This is a genomic window from Erythrobacter sp. K21-9, assembly GCF_055808355.1.
The window spans coordinates 2,698,381-2,720,075 of the sequence record NZ_CM147866.1; the positions used below are offsets into that span (position 1 = coordinate 2,698,381).

19 protein-coding genes, 2 pseudogenes and 1 riboswitch are annotated in these 21,695 nt (G+C 61.9%); of the genes and pseudogenes, 13 read left to right on the top strand and 8 right to left on the bottom strand.

Annotated features, from left to right (window positions below):
- Nucleotides 1–9: 9 nt before the first annotated feature.
- Nucleotides 10–222 (bottom strand): cold-shock protein, encoded by a 213-nt coding sequence (locus AC0L39_RS13875; protein WP_473258751.1) that lies wholly within the window; start codon nt 220–222, stop codon nt 10–12.
- Nucleotides 223–498: 276 nt separating this feature from the next.
- Here AC0L39_RS13875 and AC0L39_RS13880 point away from each other — a divergent pair, with 276 nt between their 5' ends.
- Both AC0L39_RS13880 and AC0L39_RS13885 read left to right on the top strand, forming a co-directional pair.
- Complete coding sequence (locus AC0L39_RS13880) at nt 499–954, top strand: YaiI/YqxD family protein (RefSeq protein WP_473258752.1); 456 nt, start codon at nt 499–501, stop codon at nt 952–954.
- Nucleotides 955–1,118: 164 nt separating this feature from the next.
- Nucleotides 1,119–1,439, top strand: coding sequence for a pyridoxamine 5'-phosphate oxidase family protein (locus tag AC0L39_RS13885; RefSeq protein ID WP_473258754.1), 321 nt, complete (start codon nt 1,119–1,121; stop codon nt 1,437–1,439).
- Nucleotides 1,440–1,533: 94 nt separating this feature from the next.
- Here AC0L39_RS13885 and AC0L39_RS13890 read toward each other — a convergent pair whose 3' ends face one another.
- Complete coding sequence (locus AC0L39_RS13890) at nt 1,534–2,067, bottom strand: hypothetical protein (RefSeq protein WP_473258756.1); 534 nt, start codon at nt 2,065–2,067, stop codon at nt 1,534–1,536.
- A gap of 109 nt (nt 2,068–2,176) precedes the next feature.
- Between AC0L39_RS13890 and AC0L39_RS13895 the strand changes: the two genes are divergently transcribed.
- Nucleotides 2,177–2,785: a DUF2726 domain-containing protein gene (locus tag AC0L39_RS13895; protein WP_473258757.1), complete on the top strand. Its 609-nt coding sequence runs from the start codon at nt 2,177–2,179 to the stop codon at nt 2,783–2,785.
- Between the two features lie 25 nt (nt 2,786–2,810).
- Here AC0L39_RS13895 and AC0L39_RS13900 read toward each other — a convergent pair whose 3' ends face one another.
- Nucleotides 2,811–4,505 (bottom strand): DUF262 domain-containing protein, encoded by a 1,695-nt coding sequence (locus AC0L39_RS13900; RefSeq protein WP_473258759.1) that lies wholly within the window; start codon nt 4,503–4,505, stop codon nt 2,811–2,813.
- 51 nt (nt 4,506–4,556) lie between these two features.
- Nucleotides 4,557–6,457 (bottom strand): annotated as a pseudogene (gene thiC / locus AC0L39_RS13905) (phosphomethylpyrimidine synthase ThiC).
- 35 nt (nt 6,458–6,492) lie between these two features.
- A riboswitch (TPP riboswitch) is annotated at nt 6,493–6,601 on the bottom strand.
- Nucleotides 6,602–6,646: 45 nt separating this feature from the next.
- On the opposite strand from thiC, the gene AC0L39_RS13910 reads away from it, so the two are divergent.
- Nucleotides 6,647–7,309: an SOS response-associated peptidase family protein gene (locus AC0L39_RS13910; protein ID WP_473258761.1), complete on the top strand. Its 663-nt coding sequence runs from the start codon at nt 6,647–6,649 to the stop codon at nt 7,307–7,309.
- On the opposite strand, the gene AC0L39_RS13915 is transcribed toward AC0L39_RS13910, so the two are convergent.
- From AC0L39_RS13915 to AC0L39_RS13925, 3 genes are read right to left on the bottom strand one after another with little or no spacing between them, the layout of a single operon-like run.
- The gene (locus AC0L39_RS13915; RefSeq protein WP_473258763.1) at nt 7,279–8,175 is read right to left on the bottom strand and encodes an MBL fold metallo-hydrolase; all 897 of its coding nucleotides are present in this window, start codon (nt 8,173–8,175) and stop codon (nt 7,279–7,281) included. The two genes, AC0L39_RS13910 and AC0L39_RS13915, sit on opposite strands and share 31 nt — an antisense overlap.
- A 13-nt stretch (nt 8,176–8,188) precedes the next feature.
- Entirely contained in the window at nt 8,189–9,118 is a 930-nt protein-coding gene (locus AC0L39_RS13920) for an MBL fold metallo-hydrolase (RefSeq protein WP_473258764.1), read from the bottom strand.
- On the bottom strand, nt 9,115–10,398 hold the full coding sequence (locus AC0L39_RS13925; RefSeq protein ID WP_473258767.1) for a metal-dependent hydrolase family protein: 1,284 nt from the start codon (nt 10,396–10,398) through the stop codon (nt 9,115–9,117). The genes AC0L39_RS13920 and AC0L39_RS13925 overlap by 4 nt, the downstream gene beginning before the upstream one ends.
- Nucleotides 10,399–10,550: 152 nt before the next feature.
- Between AC0L39_RS13925 and AC0L39_RS13930 the strand changes: the two genes are divergently transcribed.
- Both AC0L39_RS13930 and AC0L39_RS13935 read left to right on the top strand, forming a co-directional pair.
- Nucleotides 10,551–12,629, top strand: a complete 2,079-nt coding sequence (locus tag AC0L39_RS13930) for a S9 family peptidase (protein WP_473258769.1) — start codon at nt 10,551–10,553, stop codon at nt 12,627–12,629.
- 52 nt (nt 12,630–12,681) lie between these two features.
- On the top strand, nt 12,682–13,182 hold the full coding sequence (locus AC0L39_RS13935; RefSeq protein WP_473258771.1) for a hypothetical protein: 501 nt from the start codon (nt 12,682–12,684) through the stop codon (nt 13,180–13,182).
- Here the strand turns inward: AC0L39_RS13935 and AC0L39_RS13940 are convergent.
- A complete protein-coding gene (locus tag AC0L39_RS13940) occupies nt 13,179–14,174 on the bottom strand; it encodes a MipA/OmpV family protein (RefSeq protein ID WP_473258773.1) in 996 nt (331 codons plus the stop codon). The genes AC0L39_RS13935 and AC0L39_RS13940 overlap by 4 nt on opposite strands.
- 181 nt (nt 14,175–14,355) lie before the next feature.
- Here AC0L39_RS13940 and crtY point away from each other — a divergent pair, with 181 nt between their 5' ends.
- The 7 genes and pseudogenes from crtY to AC0L39_RS13975 all read left to right on the top strand — a co-directional run bounded on the left by crtY (nt 14,356) and on the right by AC0L39_RS13975 (nt 21,685).
- The gene (gene crtY, locus AC0L39_RS13945; RefSeq protein ID WP_473258776.1) at nt 14,356–15,600 is read left to right on the top strand and encodes a lycopene beta-cyclase CrtY; all 1,245 of its coding nucleotides are present in this window, start codon (nt 14,356–14,358) and stop codon (nt 15,598–15,600) included.
- A 131-nt stretch (nt 15,601–15,731) separates the two neighbouring features.
- The gene (locus tag AC0L39_RS13950; RefSeq protein ID WP_473262397.1) at nt 15,732–17,186 is read left to right on the top strand and encodes a phytoene desaturase; all 1,455 of its coding nucleotides are present in this window, start codon (nt 15,732–15,734) and stop codon (nt 17,184–17,186) included.
- A 43-nt stretch (nt 17,187–17,229) separates the two neighbouring features.
- The gene (locus AC0L39_RS13955; RefSeq protein ID WP_473258778.1) at nt 17,230–17,652 is read left to right on the top strand and encodes an endonuclease domain-containing protein; all 423 of its coding nucleotides are present in this window, start codon (nt 17,230–17,232) and stop codon (nt 17,650–17,652) included.
- A pseudogene (locus tag AC0L39_RS13960) lies at nt 17,649–18,231 on the top strand (LOG family protein). The gene AC0L39_RS13955 and the pseudogene AC0L39_RS13960 overlap by 4 nt, the downstream one beginning before the upstream one ends.
- 32 nt (nt 18,232–18,263) lie before the next feature.
- On the top strand, nt 18,264–19,235 hold the full coding sequence (locus tag AC0L39_RS13965) for a phytoene/squalene synthase family protein (RefSeq protein ID WP_473262399.1): 972 nt from the start codon (nt 18,264–18,266) through the stop codon (nt 19,233–19,235).
- A gap of 33 nt (nt 19,236–19,268) precedes the next feature.
- Entirely contained in the window at nt 19,269–19,796 is a 528-nt protein-coding gene (locus AC0L39_RS13970; protein WP_473258779.1) for a hypothetical protein, read from the top strand.
- Nucleotides 19,793–21,685, top strand: a complete 1,893-nt coding sequence (locus AC0L39_RS13975; protein WP_473258781.1) for an acetyl/propionyl/methylcrotonyl-CoA carboxylase subunit alpha — start codon at nt 19,793–19,795, stop codon at nt 21,683–21,685. The genes AC0L39_RS13970 and AC0L39_RS13975 overlap by 4 nt, the downstream gene beginning before the upstream one ends.
- Nucleotides 21,686–21,695 lie beyond the last annotated feature (10 nt).

Here is a 21,695-nt window from a genome sequence, read left to right on the forward strand (position 1 = left end):
AAATTCTGCTTAGTCAGCAGCCGAGAGGTTCACGGCGCTTTCCTTGCCGTTGCGGCCCTGCTCAACGTCGAAATTGACGCGCTGGTCCTTGTCGAGGCTGTGCATGCCGGCAGCCTGAACCGCGCTGATGTGCACGAAGCTGTCAGCCGAGCCGTCGTCGGGCTGGATGAAGCCATAGCCCTTGTCGGTGTTGAAGAATTTAACGGTGCCAGTCTTGGCCATGATGTGTTCCTTTCGAAGAACGTAAGTGCCCGTCCGCAAGATTGCAGATGGGGTCGTGCGTCAAATCGTTCAGGGAAAGGAAGTCGTCGTCTGGTTTACGCCGGGGCCGATGCACGAAAAGGGCAAGGGCAAGCGGCGGCAAGTCAAATTTCGAAGTCCGTCGCAAATTCCGACGTCAGCGCTGGCGGTGTAGCACGGCTTTGCCCGAATACCTAATTATTGCTGGCATGCGTAATATTTGGCCTCCCGGCGATCCTCCGGCTAATGCCATTTTTCATGACCATTACCATTCTCATCGATGCCGATGCCTGCCCTGTGAAGGACGAGGTGTACCGGGTTGCGGGCCGCTTCAAGGCGGAGGTCCGCGTCGTCAGCAATTCGCCGTTCCGCATTCCCGATCACCCCCGGATCAAGCGCGTCGTGGTCGATAACGGTTTCGACGCCGCCGATGACTGGATCGCCGAACACGCCGATGCCGGCAGCGTTGTCATCACCGCCGACATCCTGCTGGCCGAACGCTGCCTGAATGCCGGGGCGCATGTCCTCGCGCACAATGGCAAACCGTTCGACAAGGCCGGCATCGGCAGCGCCATCGCCACGCGGGCAATCATGGAGGACCTGCGCGCGGGAATGGATGGCATCACCGGAGGCCCGCCGCCCTTTTCCAAAACCGACCGCTCGCGCTTCCTGCAGGAGCTGGACCGGGTGATGGGCAAGCTATCCCGCTCCTGAACACGGCACTTTTTCGGGGCTTGCGCATTGAATTCCTGAACAAAACTTCAGGAGAACCTCATGACCGACCGCACCCTTTCCGACATTGCTGCCAAGCTCAAATCGGTCGACATCGCCATGCTCGTCACCAAGACCGGGCCGATGGCAAGATCGCCGCGCGCCCGATGTCCAACAACGGCAATGTCAGCGCTGAGGACGGCGCCACCTATCACTTTGCCACCGACGATGGCCGGATCGACGACGACCTGCGGCGCTCCAGCGAGTGCGGCGCGACCTATTCGGACGGCGAGTTCTACTGCGCCGTGCAGGGCACCGGCACGGTCATCCGCGACCGCGCCACCCACGAACAGCACTGGGTCAAGGATCTGGAAAAATGGTTCGACAAGGGCCTCGACACCGAAGGACTGATCCTGATCGAGGTTGCGCCTGCGCGCATCGACTGGTGGGAAGGCCGCGAACAGGGCGAGATCACGCTGAACGGGTGACACATTGTCCAACATGTCATGCGTATCCTACACGAGGAAACCGCGCGTTGCCGCCATTTCGGCGCTGTAGGATACGGGTGACAACTCTCCAACATCACGCGCCCTCTCCCCCCGCATCCTCCTCCCCGCCATAAAGCTCTTCATATTCGAGGCGGCTTTCCTCGTCCCATGTCTCCGGCCCGTTGGCGACACGCTCCACCAGCGGGCCGAAATCCTGCGCGCCGTAGCCCGAGGCCGGATGGGTCGAGCGCGCGCGCGGCGGACCAAAGCGATCGCGCATGGCGAGCAGCGCCACCGTCAGCCGCTCGTCGAAGCGGCGCGAGGTATGGACCAGCTCACCCTGGTAGAAATGCGGAACCTCGACCCCGTGCATCGCCCGCTCCAGCGCAGCCTCGGCCAGTGCATCGAAGCGGACATGCAAGGCCGCATGCCACGCCAGATCGAACGGCTCGCCCTTCAATCGCGCGCGCAAAGCGTAGGCGGACTGGCGCGACATCCCCACAGCTCGCGCCGCCTGCGTAACGGAATGCGTCGATGCTAGCGCGGTGAGGAATTGGGCTTGCCGCCCGGACGTCCATTGCGGGGTGGCTGCGGTGAGGGCGGTGGTGGTTTCGGGAGTGTCTGCCATCTGCGAGTTTAGGGCAGATTTTGGCGGTGTAGGAAAGGCCTAGGAGTTTACCACGGATTGCCACGCCAAACCGGATGTTCAATAGTGTGACCACAATTCGGGAGCACTTATGATCGAATCAATTCTTGGATCGAATACTAATCTTGGGCTTGTTTTTATCGTCGTATTCGCCGTGGCCGTTTTCCTTTTTAAAGAGTTGCTAGGCTCGCCGAAAAAGGGAACGCGAAACCGAAAAGGCAAGGTCTACGAGACAAAGAACTGGAAGAAGGGAAGCGGCACAAATCACAAGCGGATTACTGACGCTGCTGACCAGCTCAAATTGATTATGAAAGCGGATTTCAAATCACGCGCACTGCTAAACAAGCCCGAAGCGAAGGTCTTCAAGGCGCTCGATGCTGCGGTGATTGAACGCAATTCTGGTTGGCAAGTGATGGCGCAAGTTTCGCTCGGGGAATTTCTTTCAAGCCCAGACCGAAGCGCGTTCTTTTCTGTGAATTCAAAGCGCGTCGATTTTGCTCTGATGGACGAGAAGTGTTGCGTGATCCACGCGCTAGAATACCAAGGGAGCGGACACCATCAGGGCAGCGGAGCGGCGCGCGATGCGGTGAAGAAGGAAGCGCTGCGCAAGGCAGGCATAGGCTATCACGAGATCGTCGCTGGCCACACCACACCGAGCGAACTCAAAGCGCTGGTAGAGAAGCTGGTTCCGGCGGGTTGAATGCAAAATCTGCGACTTACCGATTTTAGACCTTCCACACTCTCTCCCGAGCGACCTCTGACATCCGAGCGGTATTTGCTCGGATCACTTTTTCGTCAAGCTCATCGGCTTGCTGGAGGATGTCAGGTAAGATGTATCCACGCTCTTTGAGGATTTGCTTCTTCACCCCGAAATCGTTCGTCGAAAGCATTTCATTTGTTTTTGCATCAACAAGGATCAGGTTCCCGAGCTGGCCGATCACTTGTTCGTCGACTCCGTCCTTCATTTTCGACTGCGAGACTAGATGCTCGATAGTCAACTCATCAGATTCACCAATGGAGGGTTGGCCCTCAAAAATCGCTATCCTCTTCAAAATGTATTGCACGAGCGCTTTTTGAGACGAGTGAACTTTCGTATATAAGATTTGCTCAAATCCCGCATCGAACTCCGACGGAATCGGTTCACGTTCGCGGAGTTTTTCGACAAGTTCTGATATATGCTGACCAACTTCGTTGCCGTCATCCGCGTTGAAGATGGCCCTACCAAATGACGAATACATTCCGGAGATGCCACCAGACGACCTTGAGGAAGTCACCGCATTGAATGAAAAATGAAACTTCTCAATTGCCTCAATAGCGTTTCGCAGACTGCGATACTTGATAAATTGATCACGGTAAGCTCGAATAAGCGATAAGACTCCCGGCGTAGGCTGGACTACGCCAAACACCCTTAGGGCTTCGAAAGACTTCGCTACGTCTCGCTCAGATTTCCCCCACTGATAGTCAGTGTCGAAAATCGAACGCCAATGGCTCGCATCAGAAACAAAGCGGTCGAGATGTGACTTGGCGTTCTTCTTATCGATTCGTTGCTTAGCCTTTTGAAAAGTCTTTGCTTTCGTAACGAAGTCGTATCGAGATTGCCAAGAGTGGACAATAAACGTGTCCGCGTTCAATCGCATCGGAGCACTATCGATTGTATCGAGAACCTTCGTCCATTTCAGCTTAGCGTTATCGACCCCCCCGGACGGTTTGATGAATTTGGTAAAATGATTTCTCAGCAGATCTGACAGCGCCAGATCTTTGCCGCGTGTGTTGAGGGTCTCGAATATCAGATATGCGTCATCCTCATTCTCAAGTGTAACTGTGATGACACTTAGATCAAAAACTGTGTCCCTTAGCCCTGAAAGCCACTTGATCGCGTCATTGACATTATCTTCCTTGGCCTGTTCTTTGTTATGAAGAAATTCATCAACGTGTTCTTGAATGTTTGATTTAAACAAGTCGAATGCTCGCTCAATAGCGATCTCTTCGTGCCCGATGTCGAATGGTGCTTCTGCTGGGCCATTCTTGAGGACCTCTTCTTGTAGATAGGGAAAAGAAGATTCTGTCTGGAGAACATACTCTGTCTGATTCTCGCGATTCCGCTGTTCGATATATGCCTGTAGGCCGTTAGCCAGATTGATTTCGCCCAACGAATTGAACGCGTCCCGGATCGCACACAGCAAAATTGTGATTGTGGTGAGTCGCTGTTGCCCATCAACTACAGCGACGGAGGAACGCCCCTTCTCGTATACCACCATCGAACCGATGAAGTATGCGCTGCCATACGCGTCCAAGACATCTTGCCAAAACTGACTGATCTGGTCCTGTTCCCACGAATACGATCGCTGAAAGCGCGGGATTACAAAAGTGCTCGCTTTCAGCAGCTGCTCGACAGTTTTGTCTTGCGATTCGATCTTCATTGTCGGTCATCATCCATTGGCTAAGAAGTCATATCTGGCTGCGCCAACGTGTTAGTGCCTTTCATCTTCAGGCAGGTAAAGCTTCTCGCCCTTCTCTTTGTAGACCCGGCTCATCTCTTCCATCCCCGCCTCGTTCTCGGCGCGCTCTTCTGGCGTGTTTTCGCCTTTCAGCTTTTCCGCGGCGAGGAAGCTGTTGGGGTCGTTGTTCTGCTTCGCGGCAAACTCGCGCACTTCCTGGCTGATCTTCATCGAGCAGAACTTCGGCCCGCACATCGAGCAGAAATGCGCGGTCTTGGCGCCTTCGGCAGGCAGCGTCTGGTCGTGATATTGCTCGGCCGTGTCGGGGTCGAGCGAGAGGTTGAACTGGTCGCGCCAGCGGAATTCGAAGCGCGCTTTGCTCAATGCATCGTCGCGGACCTGTGCGGCGGGGTGGCCCTTGGCAAGGTCGGCGGCGTGCGCGGCGAGTTTATACGTAACCACGCCGACCTTCACGTCGTCGCGGTCGGGCAGGCCGAGGTGTTCTTTCGGCGTGACGTAGCAGAGCATCGCGGTGCCGTACCAGCCGATCTGTGCCGCCCCGATCCCGCTGGTGATGTGGTCGTAGCCCGGCGCGATATCGGTGACGAGCGGGCCGAGGGTGTAGAACGGAGCCTCGCCGCGCGCCTCCAGCTGCTTTTCCATGTTCTCCTTGATCTTGTGCATGGGCACGTGGCCCGGCCCTTCGATCATGACCTGCACGTCCTGCGCCCAGGCGCGCTTGGTCAGCTCGCCCAGCGTGTAAAGCTCGGCAAATTGCGCCTCGTCATTGGCGTCCGCGATGGAGCCGGGGCGCAGGCCGTCGCCCAGCGAATAGGCGATGTCGTACGCCGCGCAGATCTCGCTGATCTCGTCGAAGTGCTCGTAAAGGAAGCTCTCCTTGTGATGCGCGAGGCACCATTTCGCCATGATGGAGCCGCCGCGTGAGACGATGCCGGTGACGCGCTTGGCCGCCATCGGGACGTAGGGCAGGCGCACGCCGGCGTGGATGGTGAAATAGTCGACGCCCTGTTCGGCCTGTTCGATCAGCGTGTCGCGGAATATGTCCCAGGTGAGGTCTTCGGCGACGCCGCCGACCTTCTCCAGCGCCTGGTAGATCGGCACGGTGCCGACCGGGACGGCGGAGTTGCGGATGATCCATTCGCGGGTGTCGTGGATGTTGCGGTACGGTGGAGAGGTCCATGATCGTGTCCGCACCCCAGCGCGTCGCCCACACCATCTTGTCCACTTCGGTCGCCACGTCGGAGGCGACGGCGCTGTTGCCGATATTGGCGTTGATCTTGACGAGGAAGTTGCGCCCGATTGCCATTGGCTCGGTTTCGGGGTGGTTGATGTTGTTGGGGATGATCGCCCGTACCGCGCGCAACCTCGTCGCGCACGAATTCGGGGGTGATCACATAGGGGATTTCCGCGCCCCAGCTCTCGCCGTCGCGCTGGAAGTCGGCGGCAAGCTCGCGGCCAAGGTTCTCGCGCTCAGCGACGTATTCCATCTCCGGCGTGATGATGCCCTTGCGGGCGTAGTGCATCTGCGTGACGTTCATGCCCGCCTTGGCGCGCAGAGGTCGCTTTATGGTGCTGGGGAATTGCGGGACGCCGCCGGAGCGATCGGGGCCGAGCTGGCCGTTGTCTTCGGGCTTTACCTCGCGCGCGTCGTATTCCTCGACGTCGCCGCGGGCCATGATCCAGTCTGCGCGCTTGGCTTCGAGACCGGCATTGATGTCGATCGCGACATCCGGATCGGTGTAGGGGCCGGAGGTGTCGTAGACGCGCACCGGGTCTTCGCCGCCCTCAAGGTCGATCTCGCGCATGGCGACCTGCACCCCGCTGCCGGTGCGCGCGCCAACATGGACCTTGCGGCTGCCACGGATCGGCCCGGTGGTTACGCCAATTTCTACAGGTGAATTGATATCGGCCATGCCTGCGAAGTCTCCTCAAGGGCAGACGGGACTTCGGGCGTCGAAAGCGCCCTTCCCTCCGCCCGTATTAACGGGTTCAGGTTCAACGGGTCGGGCAGCACAACCTGCCCCTCTCAGCGAATGCTCGCTCCCCGGGGATGCTTCAGGAGATAGACCCTGCCTGCCGCCGCGTCTAGGGCGCAAGGAGCGATGACGCAGCTTTACCGCCTCGATTGCAGCGCCGCCCGGATTGCGGAGCGCTTTGGCGCCCGTGCCGGAGGGGACCCGTGGGCGGGCGGTTATGTCGCTCCGTCAAACTTCGCGCCAATCGTGACGGCGGGGCGCGAGTTCATTGTGGGAGCGCGCCCTGCCACTGGGCGGCTGGAGCCGCGCATGACGCCAAGATTTTGGGGCGTCATGCCGCCGCCGGGTGCGGACGATCCCGCGCGGCGGATCACCAGCGTGCGCAATCCCGACAGCCCGTTCTGGATCGGCAATCTGCGCAACAGCGAGTTTCGCTGCCTTGTCCCGGCGACCGCGATCATGCTGTGGGGAAGCGGCACCGATTACGAGGGGCGCAGGCTGAGGCACTGGTTCGCTTCGGAGGGGCAGGACCTCTTTGCCATGGCAGGGGTCTGGAAGGACGAGGATGTGCCCGCCTTTGCCATCCTCACACAGAAATCGCGCGGCGCAGCGCGGGAGGCAGGGTGCAAGGCGATGCCGCTGATCCTGCCCGATCACGAAGGGGCACGGCAGATCTGGCTGCATGGCGGGTGGGACCGCGCTTGTGCGATAATCGGCACTCCGCAGCTTGCTTTGACCGGGATAGCCGCTCCGTCAGTTCAAGGTGTGGATGGGATCCGCACTTCCTGACCTTCGCCGGTGAAATAGGCGCTGCCGTTGCCGGCGAGCCAGTCCGGTTCCTCGACCGGCACGTGCATTCCCACCTTCTCTTCGGCGTTGAGCGTTTCCCCGATCAGGCTGCCTGCATCCTCCTCTCCGAGAAACCAGAATGGCACGATAGCGAGGCCCGTCCGCGCGCTGCTGAGAAATTCGGCGTGCGGCTCGAAATGTTCGAGGCCGGTGTCGGCATCGCCAAGGTGCATGACGCGGTGCGCACCATCCGGGCCGCCCTGTGCCGTTACCCGGTAGGTGATGTTGTGCACATCGGCATGGCGCGCGGGCCAGCCGCTATGCGGCGAGCGAAACGCCTCTATTGTCGCGCCTCCAATGGCGATCGGCTGCGCCTGCTCTCCATTGGCCAGCGAGATGCCGCTGATCCGCGCGGCGAATGCCGGGTCCCAGCCTTGTGCGCTTCGCATCATGTCGACCGCCTGCATCGGCGCGACCAGCCGCACGTCCGGCTGCGCTGCCATCAGGCGGTTGATGTGCATGGCAGAGAAGTGATCGCCATGCGCGTGGCTGACGAACACCGCGGCGATATCGTCATAGGGCGGCGCACCCTCGACAATCCGGTCGATCAGACCCGCATCAAGCGGCTCAAGCGTGCCGAAATGGCTGTCATAGAGCGGGTCGAACAGGAACTTGACCGGCTGCTGCGGAGTGCCGATCCGCGTAGCCACACCCGCATTGAGGATCGCGGTCGCCTTGGCGTTGTCATCGGCTAGCGGGGCCTGGTCTGGCAAACGGGTAGAGGCTTCATCGCGCACCTGCTCGGGCGAACAGCCAGCCAGCGCCAGAATTGCTGCCAGTGTGATCATCGCTTGCGCTGTTTGCATCGCCGTTGCCTTTCTATCCGTCCGCTCCTGCAAAGCAGTATCGCATCCCCCGCCGGGCAACACCGAAGCCGCGCTCGATAACCTCCCGGCTCTCGGCGCTTTCGGGATCGCGGATCGGGTTGGTGTGGTTGTAGTGAATGAAGTGAACCTTGGAGCGCGCCTCCTCGGGAATCCCGGCCAGCCGGTCCATCGTGCGCGAGACGCGCGGGTGCGGTATCTCGCTCATGTCGCGGCCCGGTAGCTCGTTGTCGTCCCAGAAAGTCGCATCGATAAACGCGTAATCGAACACGGCCAGGAAATCGGCGAGCGACTGGCTCGTTGCATCCTCCAGCCCGTCCCAGCTATCGAGATCGGGCAGATACAGCACGCGCTTGCCGGCGGCCATGATGACAAGGCCCACCGTCTCGGAATATTCGTCGCGGTGCGGCACGGGAATCGGGAGCACGCCCAGGTCGCCCGAGACGCGCGTGGCGGTGTCTGCCGCCATTTCGGTAATGGCGATATTGCCCAGAGAGACCAGCTGCTCCCACGGGCCGTTCGATTGCAGGAACCGGGCCATGCGCGGCATCGCGAAGACTGGCACGTTGTCCGCGCCCGCTGCCTCGCGCCCGAAATAGGCGAGGCCGAGATAATGCCCGATATGCGCGTGGGTCAGGAACACGCCGTCAATGCCAAGCCCCTGTTCCGGCGGCTCGATCCGGTCGAGCATTGCGAGCTGCTCGGTGATCGCGGGCGCCGCGTCGAACAGGTAGCGCTGGCCATTCTCGCGGTCGATCAGCGCAATCGAGGATGGCAGCAGGCGCGGCCCCGCATCATCCGCATTGCCGATCTGCGGCGCGCCTGCATCCTGCCCGGCTCCGAGCACCACCAGCTCGAGGGCGCACGGCTCGGGCGCAGCAGCGGCGAGCGCCGCGCTGGCCGCAATCACATGCGACAGGATCACTCGATGATCCGGTCGCGCACCATCACGAAATCGACATCTTCCAGCACGGTGACATCGGTGAGCGGGTTGCCCTCGACCGCGATGATATCCGCCGAATAACCCGGCGCGATGCGGTCGATCTCACCTTCCATCCCGATCACTTCCGCAGCGATTGTGGTCGCGCTGGCGAGCGCTTCGCGGTCGGTGAAGCCGCCCGCCTTCATCAGCGCGAACTCGCCTGCATTCTCGCCATGCGGGAACACACCTGCGTCGGTTCCGAAGGCGATTTTGACGCCGTATTCGCGCGCGCGCTCGACTATCGTGCCGGCAAACTGGCCGACCTGGTTGATCTTCGCATCGACAACCGGGGTGTAATAGCCGGTGCCGACATTGCTCTTGATCCCCTCGAACGCCATCAGCGTCGGGATCAGGACCGTGCCGCTCGCCTTCATCGCTTCGGCGGCGGCTTCGTCGATATAGGTGCCATGCTCGATCGTGTGCACGCCTGCGCGCGCCGCCGCTTCGATCCCGCGCGCGCCGTGGGCGTGGGCGGCAACCTTGAGTCCGAGCGTTTCGGCTGTGTCGACAATCGACTTCATTTCCGCATCGGTGAAATGCGCCTCGAGTCCGCGTCCCTGCTGTGAAAGAACGCCGCCTGTGGCGGTGATCTTGATGAGGTCCGCGCCGTATTTGGAAGCAGTGCGCACTTTCTCTGCACACTCGACAGCACCGGTGCAGGCAAAACCCGATGACAGCGCATCATTTACGTGACGGGTGAAGCCATTGGTGTCGCCGTGCCCGCCGACAATCGCAATCGTGCGTGCGCTGGTGACGATGCGCGGCCCCGGCACGACCCCGTCGGCAGTGGCACGGCGCAGGCTCTGCATAACCTGATCCGTGCGCGATCCGACATCGCGAACCGTGGTGAACCCGGCAAGCGCGGTTATGCGGGCATTCTTGGCCGCGATCAGAGTGTACCATTCGGGAGGATTGGTCGCCCGGCGCCAGAACTCGCCCGAGGGATCGCCGGACAGGTGCGTGTGCAGGTCGACGAGGCCGGGCAGGACGGTCTTGTCCCGCAGGTCGATCTGGCGGTCCGACCCGTCCACGAGCGCGATACCCTCCTCAATGCTGGTGATGCGTCCATCGACGACGACGATGGTCGCCTCTCCGGTCGGCTCGCCGTCTGCATCGGTGATGACCGACCCGGCGTGAATGACCACGGTTTCGGCGGCTGCAGGCGATGCGAGTGCGGCCAGCATTGCGGCTGCGGGAACCGCAAGTTTCGTCAGGACTTTCATTTGTATCATCTCCCTTTGCCTCCTTGATGACGCGGCACGGCGCTCAGCACAAGAGCAAGACTTTCCGCCCGCGCCCGTGCTTAATTTGCCATACAAGTGCTGATCGTTATGAAGGCGGGCAATATTCAACCAGACAGGGACAACAATCGCACATGACCCGCACGATCCTGAAAGCCGCCGCCTTCACCGCCGCGCTGCTCGCCAGCGCCTCGCTCACCGCGACTGCGCAGGCCCGCCCGATGACGCCGGAAGACGTCGCCAAGCTTGAAAGCGTCGGCACGATGGCGATTTCTCCCGACGGCAGCCGCATCGCCTACACCACGTCGGCCCTGCCGGACGTCACCGAAGGTGAGGACAATGGCAGCTTCAAGCAGGAGCTGAAGATCGCCACCGCGCCCGGCTTCGACCGCTCCTACCTGCCCGAAGACATCAGCCCGTCCGGCGTCGCATTCTCGCCCGATGGCCGCTTCGTCACGTTCCTGTGGGCGGATGAGGACGAGGACCGCGCCGTATGGGGCGTGCCCGTCGATGGCGGCACCTATGTGAAGCTCGCCGCGGTCGAAGATACGGGCGTGCGCTCCTACAAATACAGCCCCGATGGCGCGACGATCTACATGCTTACCGGCGCAGGCGAGGACAAGCAGCGCGAGGAGCAGTCCGAAGGCGGTTTCAATGCGCGCGTCTACGAGGAAGAATTCCGCCCGGCGCGCATGTTCGCGGCTACTGTCGGCGCAGAGCTGGACGAGAGCCCGCGAGAAATCGGAGTCCCCGGCTATGTGAGCGCGTTCGACATTTCGCCCGATGGCTCGTTTGCGATCATCGACACCACGCCCAGCCCGCTGGTCGATGACAGCTACACCAAGAAACGGGTCAATATCGTCGACCTGTCGACCGGCACGGTGCGCGCGGAAGTCGCCACGCCGGGCAAGATCGACGACGTTGAAATCTCGCCCGACGGAACGCAGCTTTCGCTCATCGCCGGGATCGACATGAACGACCCCGCCGCGACAACGCTGCACTTCGTCGACACCGCAACCGGCGCATTCCGGGCGCACAATCCCGAAGCCGCCGAAGCGGTCGTCGATGCCGAGTGGCTCGATGACGGGCGGCTCGCAGCGATCGTTCACATCGGCGTTCGCAGCGTCCTGCGGATGCACGATGCCGAGGGCAATCTGCTGGAGGAAATCGATCCGGGCGCGCTGATCCTGACCAGCATCGAGGCCGAGGGGGACCGCATCGCGGTTTCCGCCAACTCTCCCACGCACCCGACCGAACTGTTCGTGCTCAACAATGGCAGCTTCGAGCGCTGGACCACGCACAATCCGTGGCTCTCGGAAATCACGTTCGGTGAGCAGCGCGCCTACACCTATACCGCGCGCGATGGTCAGCAGGTCGAAGGCGTCCTGATCGAGCCGGTCGGCGGCGCGCCCGCTGGCGGCGCTCCGACGATCATGAACGTGCATGGCGGCCCCGAGGCGCATGAAAGCAATGGCTGGCAGACCGCCTATTCCAAGCCGGGCCAGATGGCCGCCGGTCAGGGCTATGCCGTGTTCCTGCCGAATTATCGCGGCTCGACCGGATACGGCGTCGCCTTTGCCAAGCAGCACCAGGGCAATTACACCGACCCCGAGTTCACCGACATCGTCGATGCCAAGCGCGCGCTTGTCGCCGACGGGATCACCGATCCGGACCGCACCGGCATCACCGGCGGCTCCTATGGCGGCTATGCCAGCGCATGGGGTGCGACCTATCACTCGGCCGAATATGCAGCCTCCGTGATGTTCGTGGGTATCTCCAACCAGGTCAGCAAGTTCGGCACCGGCGACATTCCGTACGAAATGTACAACGTCCACAGCCGCAAATGGCCGTGGGACGACTGGACCGCGATGCTGCAAGTGTCGCCCGTCTATCACGTCGACAAGGCAAATACGCCGACGCTGATCATGCACGGAGAAGAGGACACCCGCGTCGATCCGGGCCAGAGCCTCGAGCTGTACCGCTCGCTCAAGGTGCGCAAGCCCGACGTGCCGGTGCGCCTCGTCTTCTATCCGGGCGAAGGGCACGGCAACCGGCAGGCGGCCAGCCGTTACGATTACAGCCTGCGCATGATGCGCTGGTTCGACACGTATCTCAAGACCGGCGACCGCCGCGCAGAAATGCCCGACCCGCGCCCGCAGCTCGCCGAAGGCGCAGCCGGCGCGGTGATGGACGAGGATGACAGCGAGGATTGATTTAAGGAAATGATAGCCAGCGCGCGTGTATAGATCCCTTCGGGAGGTATTCATGCGCGCTGGCTTGTCATTGCTGATCGCGGCCGGGTTCCTGCTGGTGGCATCGGGCCTTGCGCGCGAAGTAACCGGCGAAGTGCCCGCGCTTGTCCGGCTGTTCTTGCTGATAGCGGGCGGATCGCTCTTCGCAGGCGGCATCTATCACGGATTCTTGCGGATCAAGCGGCGCGATGCCTACCGGCATGGCAGACCGGTGACCGGCACGATCCGGCTGGGTGAAAAGCTCGATTCCGACGACACCACGGCGACGCTCGTTTTCGAAAGCGCAGGCGGCTCTTGGCTGATCGTGGTCGATGCGGGCGGTGTCTCGATCCTCGAAGATGATGCGCAGCGCCTGCTGGATGCGACCGCATATCTTGGTGACGACAACCGCATCTATGCGCTCGATTATGGGCGGCGAAAGCTCATGCCACTAAGTCCCGGAAAGACAGTCACTGCGGATACGATCCGGCAATTGGAAGCCAAGCTGGACGACGCCTTGAGGGCGCAAGCCTAGAACGTGTAGCCCACACCTAGCCCGCCGATGAACTGGTCCGCGCTGCCTCGGATTTCCGTGTAGGGCGTATCGGCTCCGTCGCCCAGCAGCCGCGAATATCCGCCGATTGCGTAGATATTCCAGCCGCCATTGGCGAGATTGTTGTCGAGATCGATCGTGCCGATGGCATTCAGACCGAGGCTGTTGAGCCCGCCATCTGCCTGGAATTCGGGCAATCCGCTGGCCGCGCTTTGGGCCGGGGACACCGAATAGTAATAGTCGGCGAAATTGTCGTCCACGAACTGCGCGCCGATGGTCAGCAGTAGCGCCGATCCGCGGCTCATGGGCGAAAAGTACGACACGCTCGGCTCGACCAGCATCCCGTCATGCGCGCCCAGCACGTCCCACCGGACTGCAGTCGAAAGGCTCACCCGGTCGAACTGGTTGAGCACGCCCGGAAACGTCACGCCGGCATTGGCCCCGACCTCGAGCGCGGTGTCGAGCTCGCCCGCCGCGATCACGACCTCGTCCTCGATCTGGTTATCGCGTTCATTGCGCAGCCTGACCGATGGGCCGAAGGAAAAGCTCGTCTCGGGCGGACCATCGCCGGGAGGCTGCGAGAGGATATCGAAATTGAAGCCGGGTCCGTTGGGACTGATGCCGATACCGCCAACCCGCCCGACCAGCAGTGGCAGCGGAAACACGACATAATCGTCCGACCCCGAATAGCTCGGAACCAGCCCGGCTCCGATGCCCACGGTGAGCCAGGTATCGTCGAACACGATGTCGGACATGTCGATACCCGGAGGCGGTCCGCCCGCTGGTGGTCCCTCAGGCACGGCCTGCACCGGCGCGCTTTCGGCTTCGGCGGCGGCGCTTTCGTTTTCAGAGGCGGCTTCGGCCTCGCTCTCACTGGCGGCAATGGCCGGGACCGGCGCAAGCAATAGCGCTGCGGCGGCGGTCATTGTCGGCAGTGCAGTGCGGCGCGAAGGACTGGTCTGGGGTGCTTTCATCGTATTCCCTTGTATTTTCCCCAACAACTCGCCGCGGACCCTTTCGTTTCCCCTAGGCCGCTGCCCTCACCCGTGCAAGGATTGCCCGCGGGCTGCCCCTGCGCCGCTAAATGCATGAAATTGCGGGCGGCACCGCGCGATTATTGCCCCGGCGCGTCCACTGGCCTAGGGCGGCAGTCGCATGACCGATTCCTCTCCAGATGCAGCCCCCGATTTCGCTTCAGATGCGGCGTACGACATCGCGATTGTCGGCGGCGGGCTGGCAGGCGGGCTCATCGCCCTCGCACTGCATCAGAGGCGCCCCAACCTGCGCATCGCCGTAATCGAAGGCGGACCGGTGCTCGGCGGCAACCACCGCTGGAGCTGGTTCGAAAGCGACCTCGACGCATCTGGCAAGGCGCTGCTTGAACCGATCGCGCAGACCGCGTGGGACGCCGGATACGATGTGCGCTTTCCCAAATATTCGCGCGCGCTCGATACCGGTTACCGGTCCATGTCCTCCGCCGATTTCCACGAAGCCTTGTCCGAGATACTGCCCGAAGGCACGCTGCATCTGGGCCGCCGCGCCGCCGCGCTCGATGCCGGCGGTGTCGATTTCGAAGACGGCTCGCGCCTCGATGCGCGCACGGTAATCGACTGCCGCAGCTTCGCCCCGAGCGAGCATCTGCGCGGGGGCTGGCAGGTTTTCCTCGGCCGGCACATGCGGCTTGGCGAGGCACACGGGATCGGCCGGCCCGTCATCATGGACGCCGCCGTCGATCAGGTTGCGCCGCACGGCAATGGCGGGGCCTACCGCTTCGTCTATGTCCTGCCCCTCAGCGAAGAGGATGTGTTCGTAGAGGACACCTATTACGCCGACGATCCGATGCTCGACCGCGCGGCTTTGTCGGCGCGGATCGACAGTTATTCGCGCGAGCATGGCTGGGACGATGGCGCGGTCGTAGGCCATGAAAGCGGCGTGCTGCCGGTGCTGACCGGAGGGGACTTTACCGCCTATCAGGAGGAGGTCCGCATACCCGGCGTCGTGATCGCTGGCGCGCGCGGGGGCTTCACCCACCCGCTCACAAGCTATACGATCCCGATCGCGGTCGGCAACGCGCTCGCCATCGCCGAGAAAGCCGACCTGCCGTCCGCCCGCCTTGCCGAGATCATGGAATCGCGCGCGCGGCGTCACTGGCGCAGCACCGGCTTTTACCGCCTGCTCGGCAGGTTTTTGTTCTTTGCTGCGGACCCGGATGCCCGCGTGAACGTATTCCAGAGGTTCTACGGGCTTCGGAAGGGACTGATCGAGCGGTTCTATGCAGCCCGTTCGACGCGTCTGGACCGGGCCCGCGTCCTTTGGGGCAACCCGCCCGTATCTATACCGCGCGCGATGACCGCGATGTTTAAGCGAGGGAAACCCCTCAAATCGGAGAAAACGGCATGAATGCCCCATTGACGCAAGATGCCAAGCTCAACCTCAATCCCTCCGTCACTGGAGGAAAGGGCATCAACCCCGACATCGCGAGGAAATACGAAGGCAAGACTGCCTGCGTGATCGGCGCAGGCTTCGGCGGCATGGCGCTCGCGATCCGGCTGCAATCGGCGGGCATCATGACCACCGTGGTCGAGAAGCGCGACAAACCCGGAGGGCGAGCCTATTACTGGGAAAAGGACGGCTTCACCTTCGATGCCGGCCCGACCGTCATCACCGATCCGCCCTGCCTGAAAGAGCTGTGGGAGCTGACCGGGCACGATATCGCCGACGACGTCGAGCTGATGAAGGTCCACCCGTTCTACCGCCTCAATTGGCCCGACGGCACCAACTTCGATTATTCGAACGTCGAGGATGAACTCAACGCCGAAATCGCCAAGCTGAACCCCGACGATGTCGTGGGCTATCAGCGCTTCCTCGAATATTCCGCCGGAGTGTTCGAAGAAGGCTACGTGAAGCTCGGCCACAAGCCGTTTCTCGATTTCAAGTCGATGCTGAAAGCCGCCCCTGCACTGGTCAAGAAACAGGCGTGGCGCAGCGTCTACGATCTCGTATCGAGCTACATCAAGGATGAGCGGCTGCGCGAGGCGTTCAGCTTCCACACGCTGCTGGTCGGCGGCAGCCCGATGAAAACGAGCGCGATCTACGCGCTGATCCACAAGCTGGAGAAAGACGGCGGCGTCTGGTGGGCGCGCGGCGGGACCAACCGGCTGATCGCGGGCATGGTGCGCCATTTCGAGCGACTCGGCGGCACGATGCGCCTCGATGACGGGGTCAAGCAGGTCCACACGCTCGGCACAAAAGCGACCGAGGTCGAAACCGAAAGCGGCTGGAAACAGCGCTTTGACGCGGTTGCCTCCAACGCCGACATCATGCATTCCTATAAAGACCTGCTCGGCGGATCGGAGCGCGGCAAGAAATACGCCAAGTCGCTGAACCGCAAGAGCTTCTCACCCTCTTTGTTCGTTGTGCATTTCGGCCTCGAAGGGGCATGGCCGGGCATCGCGCATCACATGATCCTGTTCGGCCCGCGCTACAAGGGGCTGGTCGACGATATCTACAAGCACGGCGTGCTGCCGCAGGATTTCTCGATCTACCTTCACCACCCGACCGTGACCGATCCGAGCATGGCACCGGAGGGCAAGAGCACGTTCTACGCGCTCGTCCCGGTCGCGCACATGGGCAAAATGCCGGTCGATTGGGACGAGGTCGGTCCGGTGCTGGAAAAGATGATCCTGGATGAAATCGACCGCCGCCTGATCCCCGACATCCATGACCGGATCGTCACCAAGTTCAGCTACGCGCCCAAGGACTTCAAGCACGACCTCAACGCCCATATGGGCAGCGCTTTCAGCCTGGAACCCGTGTTGTGGCAAAGCGCCTATCTGCGCGGCCACAACCGCGACGACGTGATCGACAATTTCTACCTCGTCGGCGCCGGCACCCACCCGGGCGCAGGCATCCCCGGCGTGGTCGGCAGCGCGAAAGCGACCGCAGGGCTGGTGCTGGAGGATTTGGCGAAAGCATCCTCCCCGTGACGGGGAGGGGGACCAGCCGCAGGCTGGTCGAGGGGCACCCCGGATGATCACCGGCCCACGCCAAACGGTGAAACTCGCGCGCAAATTGCGCAGTGAAATGTCGCTCCCCGAGACATTGTTATGGCGCGCATTGCGCAACCGCCCCGGCAGCCACAAGTTTCGCCGCCAGCACCCGGCAGGACGCTACATTCTCGATTTTTACTGCGCCAAGGCAAAGCTCGATATCGAAATAGATGGCAAGGCCCACGATGGAGCCGAAACTGCAGCCAAGGACGCTATCCGCAGCCGTTTTCTCCGCTCGCAAGGGGTCGCGACAACGCGCATCCCTGCAAAACTGGTGCTTGAAGATTTGAATGCAGTGGTTAGGCGTCTGGTGCAGATTTCCGATGACAGGATGAACGAATTGACTGTGCCCCTCCGCCAGCCTGCGGCTGGTCCCCCTCCCCATGCTGGGGAGGATGCATGAAACGCCTCGCCGTCTATTGCGGATCGGCTTCGCCCGAGGATCCGCGTTATCTCGAACTCGCTCGCGATATCGGCACCGGCCTTGCCGAGCGCGGAATTGGCGTTGTTTATGGCGGCGGCAGGCTTGGTCTGATGGGCGCGGTTGCCAATGGCGCGAAGGAAGCGGGCGGCGAGGTCATCGGCGTGATCCCCGAAGCGCTCGTCAATTCCGAGGTTGCCAATCACAAGTGCGATGAGCTTCTCACCGTGCGCGGAATGCACGAGCGCAAGCAAAAGTTCACCGACCTTTCCGACGGCTTCGTCACCATCCCCGGCGGTGTCGGCACGATGGACGAATTGTGGGAGGCGATGAGCTGGGCGCAGCTTGGCTATCACTCCGATCCGGTCGGTCTTCTTAACGCGTTCGGCTTCTACGACGACCTCATCAAGTTCAACGCGAAGATGGCCGCGGTCGGCTTTGTCCGTCCGGCGCACCAGAACATCCTGATATCGTACCGATACGCTCAATGAATTGCTGGCCAAGATGGAAAGCTACAAACCGCATACCCCGATCTTCAAGATGAAGGCCGACGATTTGTGACCACCCGCGAGCGTCCCCTTGCCGCGAATTTTGTGCGCGGCACGCCAAGCGTTGCGGGTGGCGGGCGCAACCGGGCCGCGCTGGTCGAAACCGCGCGCGTCAGCATCCGCGAAGGCTCACACAGTTTCCACGCCGCCGCGCGTCTGTTCGACAAGACGACACGCGAACGTGCCTGGCTGCTTTATGCGTGGTGCCGCCGCTGCGACGATATTGCCGATAATCAGCACATGGGCGGCGAGCTGGGCGATCAGGCCGATGCCGAACAGCGGCTCAAATCGATCCGGCTGCTGACCCGCCGCGCGCTCGACGGCCTCCCCACCGCAGACCCGGCGTTCGACGCCTTCGGCCTCGTCGCATCCGAAGTCGGGCTGACCGAAGAAATGGCCGAAGCGGTGATCGAAGGCTTCGCGCTCGATGCCGATGACTGGCGGCCCCGGACCGAGGCCGACATGATGCGATACTGCTATCACGTGGCGGGTGCGGTCGGAGTGATGATGGCGGTGGTCATGGGCGTCGATCCACGCGACAGCGACACGCTCGACCGCGCCAACGATCTCGGCCTTGCCTTCCAGCTTTCCAACATTGCGCGCGATATCGTCGAGGACGATGCCGCGGGCCGGTGTTATCTCCCCGCCGAATGGCTGGCCGAACAGGACATCGAGCCGGGCCAACATACCAAACCGCACCACCGCGAAGAGCTTGCCGAAATGGCCGCGCGGCTCGTCGACCTTGTCGAGAGACACGAAGCCGCCGCCCGCATCGGCGCCGCCCGCTTGCCTTTCCGCAGCCGCTGGGCGGTACTGTCCGCCGCGCGCATTTACGGTGCAATCTACCGCAAGGTGCGCGCACGCGGGACCGAGGCGTGGAATTCGCGCACCTATGTGCCGCGCTGGGAAAAGGCGTGGCACGGCGCGCGCGCTTTCCTCTCCGCAGCGATCAATCGCGAAAAACCTCCTGCCGATCCAATAACATGGGGAATTGCGGATTTCCGACCAAGTGCTTGAAGCGAAGGCCGTGCTGTCTTATCGCTGGCAGCCATGAAAAAACTGAACGCACTTGCCGCGCTCGCCCTTGCCAGCGCCGCCACCGTCACAGCCACCCCGGCCCACGCCCAGGCCGATGGCTTTAACATCACCGAAAGAAGCGATGTCATCGACGCCGCCGAAACGTTCCTCGCCGCCTTGAGCAGCGACGACCGGACGGCGCTTTCGGCGGTGATGATCCGCGAAGGCACGATCTTCGTCCACGACCTCACCAATGCCTCGCGCCCGAAAGTGACGATCGTGCCGGTTGCCGATCACCTCAAGCGCTGGGCCACGAGATCGGGCGATATCGATGAGCGCATGAGCTACGACCGGGTGCTTGTCAGCGGCAACATGGCGCAGGTCTGGGGGCCCTACAGTTTCTGGGTCGATGGCGAAGTGACCCATTGCGGAGTCAATTCCCTTAGCCTCGTCAAGCGCGGAGGCCGGTGGAAAGTCGGCAATACCAGCTACACCATGGTCCCGCCGCGCCAGTGCCTCTTGCTCGGTGCGCCGATGCTGAAACCCGGCATCGCGCGGTGATACGCAAGCTGCTGATCGCCAATCGCGGCGAGATAGCTTGCCGAATTATCCGCACCGCGCGCACCATGGGTGTGGCGACCGTCGCGGTTTATTCTGACGCCGATGCCAAGGCGCTGCACGTGCGTTCAGCCGATGAGGCGGTGCATATCGGCCCCTCGCCCGCTGCCGAGAGCTATCTTGTCGGCGACAGGATTATCGCGGCGGCGAAAGAGACCGGCGCAGACGCAATCCATCCCGGATACGGCTTTCTGTCCGAGAACGCCGATTTCGCGCAGGCAGTGCTGGACGCGGGGCTGATATGGGTCGGGCCAACGCCTGACAGCATCCGCGCGATGGGCCTGAAGGACGCCGCCAAGACGCTGATGATGGAGGCGGGCGTGCCCGTCACCCCCGGCTATCTCGGCGAGGACCAGTCGGTCGAGCGCCTGAAATCCGAAGCGGACGCCATCGGCTATCCCGTGCTGATCAAGGCTGTCGCGGGCGGCGGCGGCAAGGGAATGCGCAAGGTCGAGAAGGCGGCGGACTTCGAGGCCGATCTCGAAAGCTGCCGGCGCGAGGCCAAGGCCAGCTTCGGCAATGAAGAGGTGCTGCTGGAAAAGTGGATCACCTCGCCCCGCCATATCGAAGTGCAGGTCTTCGGCGATAGCCACGGCAATGTCGTCCACCTGTTCGAACGCGACTGCTCGCTCCAACGCCGCCACCAGAAGGTGATCGAGGAAGCCCCCGCCCCCGGCATGGACGAAGCGACCCGCGCAGAAATCTGCGCCGCCGCCGTGCGCGCCGCCAAAACGGTCGATTACGAGGGCGCAGGCACGATTGAATTCATCGCCGACGCCAGCGAGGGCCTGCGCGCCGACCGCATCTTCTTCATGGAGATGAACACGCGCCTTCAGGTTGAGCACCCGGTGACCGAGGAGATCACCGGGGTCGATCTGGTCGAATGGCAGTTGCGAGTTGCGAGCGGCGAGCCGATCCCGCTCAAGCAGGAGGAGCTGAGCATCAACGGCTGGGCCATTGAGGCGCGGCTCTATGCGGAGGACCCAACTTCAGGTTTTCTCCCCAGCATAGGACGCTTGGAGCGTCTCGATCTCATGGACCACTCAGGCCGCAGCGACACTGGGGTGGTCCAAGGCAGCGAGGTTACCCCCTTCTACGATCCCATGATCGCGAAGATGATCGTGCACGAGTTTGATCGCTCGGATGCGATTGCTGAGCTCATCGACAAACTCGAAACTGCCGTCGTTTGGCCGGTAAAAACCAACAAGGGCTTTCTGGTCAGGCTACTCAATGACGAGGACGTGCAAGCTGCCGATCTCGACACCGGCTTGATTGCTCGAAAGTTTGACCAGCTAACGAGACGTCCAATGCCGTCCGACCGCGTCCTTAGTGACGCGGCAGCATGGCTTCTGCGCGAAAGCAGCGATTTCGATAGCGTTGTCACAGGCATTGGCGCCTTCCGGCTCAATGCGGCCTCGCACACAAACATGCGGTTGACAGTTGACGGGGAGGAGCGCGATTTCGAATTTTCGCCCACTCCTGAGGGTCAGTACTTCGAGCATGGCTTTGCTCCTATCGAGGAGCCGGGTCGCCAGTTTGTTCAGATTGACGGCGATGTTATCGCAATTTCTCTTCCTCGAAATGACGCAGGCGGCCACGCCTCCGCCGCCGATGGTGCGATCCTCGCGCCGATGCCGGGGAAGGTCATTGCGGTCGATGTGGCCGAGGGCGATGCGGTCACTGCAGGCCAGCGGCTGATGGTGCTCGAGGCGATGAAGATGGAGCACGCGCTCACCGCGCCCTTCGACGGGACCGTGACCGAGCTTTCCGCCAGCGAAGGCGGACAGGTGCAGGTCGAGGCGGTGCTGTGCGTGGTGGAGCCCTCAGAGTGAAAGTTGCCGT